The sequence below is a fragment of the Nonomuraea antri genome (assembly GCF_013283785.1).
Taxonomy (GTDB): Bacteria; Actinomycetota; Actinomycetes; order Streptosporangiales; family Streptosporangiaceae; genus Nonomuraea; species Nonomuraea antri.
Genome location: NZ_JABCPZ010000367.1, coordinates 1 through 6,568 on the forward strand (window position 1 = coordinate 1; position 6,568 = coordinate 6,568).

Below are 6,568 nucleotides of genomic sequence, written 5' to 3' on the forward strand. Positions count from 1 at the left end.
GCCGGGTGGAACCCGGCGTCTGCGGGCCGGTGGGCGGGGTCGGCTTCGCCACGGGGGCCACCTTGCGGTCCTGACCCGCGGCGGGAGACGACGCGGGCGCGTCCGTGGCGGTCGGCGGCTGCCCGATCCGCACCGCAGGCGCACTGGGCACCCGGAACGCGGTGGTGACCTCTGGATTCGACGCCCCAGCGCCTGACGCACCGGCACCCGACGCCCCAGCGCCCGACGCCCCAGCCGCAGACGCACCGGAGGCCGACGCCCCTGCGCCCGACGTGCCGGAGGCAGCGCCAGTGGAGGCCGGCGAAGAGGCGGGAGAGCCGGTGGCAGGCGCACCCGAGGCGGGGGCGCCGCTGCCGGACCCGGCGCCAGGAGAACCGGCGCCCGGTCGTTCGGCCGCCGCGCCGCCCGTGCTGCCCGTGGAGCCCGTGCCGCCCGTGGAGCCGTCGGTCCCCGGGGTGGCGGTCTCGTCGCCCTGGGCGTCGGACTCCTGGTCGGCGGAGGGCTTGTCCTCCGCCTTGAACGTCAGCTTCGGAATGACTCCCGTAGCCTCCGGATCAAACGGCACCTTCGACTCCTCCCCCGTGTCCCCACGCACATCGGAGGAGCCGGTGATCCCCGCTGTCATGCCATCGCCGTCCCGTTGCCTCACGTTGACCATCATGCGGCCCCGGGCGACCCCTGAGCGACGCTGGGTTGCCCTGTTTCGCCAAATTTGAGAATTTTACGTAGATCTCGGAAGATCAATGCCGCGACCAAGAGTTCGCTGAGGAGCAGACCGTACCCCACGGCGTTCACCCCGGCGAGGGGGAAGAGCGTGACCGTGGAGATCAGCACCAGCACCGCGAGCCCGATCTGCACCACGGCGAGCTTGCGTGCCTCGCTCTGCGCCCGCAGCGCGCTCAGGTAGACCTCGATGAGCACCCTGGGCAGCACCGCCAGCGACATCAGCCGCAGCAGCAGCGTGCCCTCCTCGGCGAACTTCGAGCCGAAGACGGTCAGGATCAGCGGGGCCGCGAGTATGGCCACCGCGATGATCGGCACCACGATCATGAAGGCCCGCCGCAGCGCCCGGCGGCAGTTCGCGGCCAGCTGGGAACGGTCGAACGACCCCTCGACGGTCAGCGACACCGCCATGTTCATCGCCAGCAGTTCGATCATGCTGGCCAGCGTGTGCGCCATCGAGAAGCGGCCGAACGTGGCCTCTCCCACCTGGGTCGCGATCACCACCGGCACCAGGTAGACGATCGCCAGGATCGACAGCGTGCCGGGGAAGTCGCCGGCCAGGAAGCGGCCGATCTCGCGCAGCCTGGGCGGCTCCTGCGCCGGGTCGGCCTGCTTGACGTGCCTCGGGACGATCACCCCGAAGATCAGCCAGTTGATCGGGATGAGCGCCAGCGCGGTCGGCACCACCCAGGAGACGAAGATCCCGCCCTCCGGCAGCGCGCCCGCCAGCGCGATCAGCAACCCCATCTTGACCAGGCCGAAGACCAGGTTGTTCAGCGGCACCCAGGTCGCCCGGCGCAGCCCGGTCAGCACCACGTCCTGGAGGGTGAAGACCGCCCACACCACCACGGACGCCAGGAAGAACAGCCCCGGCCCGAACCCGGCGAGCACCGAGTACGTCTTGCCCCACAGCGGCAGCGTCAGCAGGAAGCCGAGCGCCGCGACGCCACCGGTGGCCGCGGCCAGGCCGTACCCGCGCAGGACCAGCTCCGCGGTGCGGCGGCCGGCCACCGGCAGGAAGCGGGCCAGCGCGCCCACGAAGCCGAGCGCGGTCAGCGACGCGAACAGCCGCATCGCGGTGATCACCGCCTGGCCCCTGCCGAACTCCTCCTCGGTGTAGAAGTGCGCGGCCAGCAGCCAGTAGCCCATGCCCAGCACGCCGGTGATGACCGTGTTGGCCATCAGCGCGTAACCCTGCCGGAACAGCGGGTTACGCAGGTCACGCAGGATTTTGTGCCAGACGCTAGACATTTCCGCGCACCCGCTGCAACCCGTACCTGGTCCGCCTGACGACCGCGTACCCCTTGGTGAGGATGCGCTCGCGCAGGTAGATGAGAGGTACGGCGCTGCCTTCGACGGCGCGCTTGAACATGTTGATGGTCGTGTTCTTGCCGACCGTCAACCGGGGGATGGCGAGCATGTCATGCCGGTCGGCGGCGATGGTGTTGCTCACGGCACAAGCCGCGAAATATCCGGCCTTGCGCACTTCGCGGCGGACGCGGGCGCTGGAGTAGCCGTAGGGGTAGGCCATGGTGGCGACCGGCGTGCCGATCTTGTCTTCCAGCAGGATCTTGTTCTTGCGCAGCTCCTGCCGCAGATCCTCGTTACGCAGCTGGTCGAGCTGCGGGTGGCTGTGGCTGTGCCCGCCGATCTCGATGCCGGTCTGCGCGGCCTCGCGGGCCTGGCCCCAGCTCAGCATGTCGTCGAGCGGCCGGCCCGCGGCGTCCCTGCCCGCGTCGGACACCCACCCGCTGGTCAGGAAGACCGTGGCGGGGAAGTTGTAGCGTTCGAGCAGGGGCAGCGCGGCGCCGTGGAAGTCGGCGTAGCCGTCGTCGAACGTCACCACGATCGGCTTGTCGGGCATGGAACGCCCGTTGTTCTTGTTCAGCGAAGCCACCAGGTCACCCAGCGTGAGCGGGGTGAAGCCGCTCTCGGACAGATAGGCGAGCTGTTCGGCCAGGTCGGAAGGCCGCACCGAGTGCGGCTTGGTGTCGTCGTTGGGCGTGTCGGTGACCGAGTGGTACATCAGGATCGGCACACGGATCATCGGCGCACCACTTTCAAGCGTACGGAACCCACGATGTAACCCCAGGTCGTCCAGGCCAGGCCGATCACGATGGCGGCGGCGCGGCCGAGACCGCCCACGTCGCCGCGCACCGCCTCGCCGAGGCCGCGCAGCGCGCCGAGCGGCAGCGTCTTCAGCGCGTGCGCGCGCTCGCTGGCCAGGCCGTCTTGGGTGCCGACCTCCTGCGTGACCAGGGCCTTCGACAGCCCCTCCGCATAGCACCTGGACCTGAAGTAGGCGAACCGCTCGCGCTGCCTGGACACCTTGTGCCCGATCACCGCGCGCGGCTCGAACAGCATGACCGAGCCCGGCTTGCGCTGGCTCAGCCTGATGCAGAACTCCGTCTCCTCGCAGCCCAGCGGGCGCGACTTGCGCCCCTGCACGCTGCGTCCGATCCCGCTGTGGAAGCCGCCCACCTCGGCCACGATCTCGCGCAGGAAGGCGGCGTTGCCGCCCATCACGTTGCGGATCGGCGCCCTGACCGCGGGCATGCCGCGGTAGGTGCAGCCAACCGTCCAGTCGAACTCGTACGGGAACCAGCGCGGGCGGCGCGCGGAGGCCCACAACGGGTCCGTTCTGCCGCCCACACCGACGACCCCGGGTACCTGGAAGCCCTCCTCCAAAGCCGCCAGCCACTCGGGGTCCGCCACCGCGTCGTCGTCGAGGAACGCCACGATGTCACCGGTGGCCGTGGCCACTCCGGTGTTCTTGCCTCCGGACAGACCCTGCTCGTGCGTGTTCTCCACGACGATCGCCTGGGGATACGCGTTCTTGAGCTTCAGGTGCAGGTCCGGGTTGTGGTCGACGACCAGGATCAGCTCGTGCGGCGGGCGTCTCTGGTTCTCGACCGACTCGACTGCCTGCCTGATGTCCTCCCAGCGCTCTTCGGTGTAGACGCAGATGACAACAGACGTGTTCACAACGATCCTTCTTACGCGACGCCTCGGTCAGCGGCGGGGGCGGCGGTCGGCTCAGGCTGCGGTTCGGTGGGCTGGCGACGCCACTCCTGCAGGATCGTCCTGAGCACGCGGAAGCCGTCCCGTACGGCGTGCAGGTTGCTCTCGCCGTGGATGCGGGTGCGCTCGTGACTCGGCACCTCGTGCACCTTGAGCCCGGCCTTGGCGGCCCGCACGTTCATCAGCGTCTCGACCTCGAAACCGTCGCAGTCGAGGTCGAGCACGTCGAGGTGACGGGCCCAGAAGGCGTTGTAGCCGTAGCAGAGGTCGGTGTAGTGCGTGCCGTACATCTTGTTGACGATGGCGGTCAGCGCCTTGTTGCCCATCGAGCGGATCGGGCTGAGGTCGTCGGAGCCGCCGCCGGCCGCGTAGCGCGAGCCCTTGACGAAGTCCGCGCCGGTCACCAGCGCGCCGACGAACGAGATGATCTCGCGGCCGTCGGTCGAGCCGTCGGCGTCGATCATCACGATGATGTCGCAGGTGCAGGCGGCGAAACCGGCGGCCAGCGCGTCGCCCTTGCCCTTGCCCGTCTGGTTGACGATCTTCACGTTCGGCCGCAGCCGCTTGGCCACCTCGACGGTGTCGTCGACGGAGTTGCCGTCGACCAGGATGATCTCATCGACCCACTGCGGGATCGTGGCGAAGACGTGCGGCAGGTTCTCCGCCTCGTTCATCGCCGGCACGACCACGCTGACCGTCGGGGAGATGGCCAGGTGGGGGGTGACGGGAGTGAAGCTCTCCGGGGACGGCATGGATCGCAAGGGCGCGACTTGGACCTTGCCGTTTCGCTTGGTGATCTCGGGACTCATGGCGAGGGAAATCCTTCCGGGACCCCTCGCTGCGTACCGGCCACGCTCGCTCCCGGGTGCTGCGGGAACGGCGGTGCCGGGGAACGGTGCATCGGTGGGTCCTGTGTGGAGTGTGAGGGTGTGCTGTGTGCCGGGGGGTGGGGATGCTTCAGCGGGCTCCGGTCGGTTCCTTGACGGATGGGTTGGGCGACTCCTGCTGCTGCAACGAGCTGCGCACCCGACCGAAGCCCTTGAGGACACGATCGGCCGCTCTATAGAGAGACGGTCGATCCAAGACGATTGTTCGGGCTTTGTTGAAAGGAGTTCGTCCCATCCAGTGCACCGCCGCCGTCGCGGAGGGCCTGGAGACCCGGCCCTCGGCGACGTACAGGACGCCGCTCTTGAGCCAGTCCTTGTACTCCTTGCCGCCCTTGCCCATGTCCACCATGTGGAGCCCGTCGGCCGCCGCGGCCTCGGCCATCTGCAGATGATGGACGATGCCCGGCGAGTACCGGGCGAACTCGGTGTCGTAGGCGGGGAACCACCCTACAAGGGTCGTCGCCGTCCGGAGGCCGAAATGCCCCGCCACCGGTACGTCCCCGGCATAAAGCATGGTCAGCACGCCGGAGAAGTCCGATGACCTCTCGGCATGCATCATGTCGACCAGTTCCACGATCCACGGCTGGGCGAACCTGTCGACCCGGCCGGTGCGCTGGTACTGGTCGGACTTCCACGCCAGCAGCGTGCGCAGCACCTCGGGGTCGGCGGAGGCCCACTCGAAGCGCAGCTCACCCTGTTCCCTGCCGAGCTTGCGCTCCTTGTAGCGCACGGTCTTGAGGTTCTTCGGGGAGTTCGACTTGACCTGCTCGATCCACGCGTCGAAGCCGGCGGTGAAGTCCATCACCGGGGCGGGGCGCACGTCCGTCTCGTACTCGGCGAACGTCGGCTGGCCGGCGACCAGGTGGTCGAAGTCGTAGACGTTGAGCTTGCAGGCCCGCAGCAGCGCCTTCGGATCGAGCTTCAGGTCCGGAATCGAGATCAAACCGTGACACGTAGTGAGGAAGCCGCCGAGCGGCTTGCCGATGCCGAAGCTGTGCCGCTCGTACGGGAAGAACCCGGCGATGCCGGTTCCGTCGTGGATGACCGCCACCCTCACGTAGTCACGCAAACGGTCCATTGCCACGGCGAACTCGACCGACAGGAACGGATTGTCCAGACTCGGGTCTGCCTTCTGAAGCTCACGCCATCGGGCCCGCTCGGAGTCTCCGAGCTCCCTCGGCCGAACGACCTGGATGTTCACCTTGCCCTGGCCCCCTGTTCGGTCTGCATGTTCTTCCCCCGGTACAACACGCGAAGCACGTACATGAACCCTCCGAGCACGGCGACCGTCGCCACCCCGGCCCTGGGCGACCACGCGTTGAAGAACAACATGGCCTGGGCGAGGAGGACGTTCAGTACGAGGCTTGCCGCGGCTCCTACAGATAGTGCGGCAAGCGGATCACGATCACGCAACAGCCCGACGACTGCCGCTCCTGGTACGACGAGAAGGAACAGGGAGATCAAGAACGGGCGCAACGGCGTCTGGATGTCGAACAGCGCGATTGCGGCTCCCGCGATGCACGCCAACGCGAGCAGCCACGTGAGCGCTCTGCGGTGCTTGAGCATCTACTTGTCTCTCTCCTGGTCCTGGCTTGGGTAAAGCGCGATTGATCGCATATTCATGGGACCAATCGGTGCATGGGCACGTCAATGCCGACGCTTGGCGACGCGCTCCGGTTTACCGGCAGGGCAAGGTTATTTGTGTGGTGTTAAACACACCGTCAAGCGCTCCCCGGTCCCCGGCTCGGTCCCCAAGCACACCAGGATGCCCTATCTCGTGGGGGATCTTCGAGTCAGAGCCTGAAATATGCTCTTTTGTCACATTCGTCACAACAGTAAATGTGACCTGGGCCTCAATCCTGGGCGTCCTCCTGGGCGGCGCTGGGCTGCACGCCCGCGGTGGGGGTCAGGCTCGGCTCGGGCGAGGTGGTCGGCTC

Annotated in this window: 6 protein-coding genes; all 6 read right to left on the reverse strand. The window is 67.9% G+C overall.

The genetic code is table 11. The features are described from left to right. Positions 1–657 precede the first annotated feature (657 nt). Positions 658–1,974 carry a lipopolysaccharide biosynthesis protein gene (locus HII36_RS52285; protein WP_173530873.1) on the reverse strand — a complete coding sequence of 439 codons (1,317 nt, stop codon included), beginning with the start codon at positions 1,972–1,974 and terminating at the stop codon, positions 658–660. After that, the gene (locus HII36_RS52290) at positions 1,967–2,770 is read right to left on the reverse strand and encodes a polysaccharide deacetylase family protein (protein WP_173530874.1); all 804 of its coding nucleotides are present in this window, start codon (positions 2,768–2,770) and stop codon (positions 1,967–1,969) included. Before HII36_RS52290 ends, HII36_RS52285 begins: the two co-directional genes overlap by 8 nt. Further along, positions 2,767–3,708 (reverse strand): glycosyltransferase family 2 protein, encoded by a 942-nt coding sequence (locus tag HII36_RS52295; protein WP_173530875.1) that lies wholly within the window; start codon positions 3,706–3,708, stop codon positions 2,767–2,769. The genes HII36_RS52290 and HII36_RS52295 overlap by 4 nt, the downstream gene beginning before the upstream one ends. A gap of 11 nt (positions 3,709–3,719) precedes the next feature. After that, entirely contained in the window at positions 3,720–4,553 is an 834-nt protein-coding gene (locus tag HII36_RS52300) for a glycosyltransferase family 2 protein (protein ID WP_173530876.1), read from the reverse strand. A 148-nt stretch (positions 4,554–4,701) separates the two neighbouring features. Further along, positions 4,702–5,709 carry a GNAT family N-acetyltransferase gene (locus HII36_RS52305; protein ID WP_328808285.1) on the reverse strand — a complete coding sequence of 336 codons (1,008 nt, stop codon included), beginning with the start codon at positions 5,707–5,709 and terminating at the stop codon, positions 4,702–4,704. Between the two features lie 119 nt (positions 5,710–5,828). Beyond that, positions 5,829–6,197 carry a hypothetical protein gene (locus tag HII36_RS52310; RefSeq protein ID WP_173530878.1) on the reverse strand — a complete coding sequence of 123 codons (369 nt, stop codon included), beginning with the start codon at positions 6,195–6,197 and terminating at the stop codon, positions 5,829–5,831. Positions 6,198–6,568: the final 371 nt, after the last annotated feature.

Coding starts and splice junctions, on each gene's coding strand:
- HII36_RS52285 (WP_173530873.1), bottom strand. CDS start 1,974: ATGTCTAGCGTCTGGCACAAAATCCTGCGTGACCTGCGTAACCCGCTG.
- HII36_RS52290 (WP_173530874.1), bottom strand. CDS start 2,770: ATGATCCGTGTGCCGATCCTGATGTACCACTCGGTCACCGACACGCCC.
- HII36_RS52300 (WP_173530876.1), bottom strand. CDS start 4,553: ATGAGTCCCGAGATCACCAAGCGAAACGGCAAGGTCCAAGTCGCGCCC.
- HII36_RS52305 (WP_328808285.1), bottom strand. CDS start 5,709: ATGGACCGTTTGCGTGACTACGTGAGGGTGGCGGTCATCCACGACGGA.
- HII36_RS52310 (WP_173530878.1), bottom strand. CDS start 6,197: ATGCTCAAGCACCGCAGAGCGCTCACGTGGCTGCTCGCGTTGGCGTGC.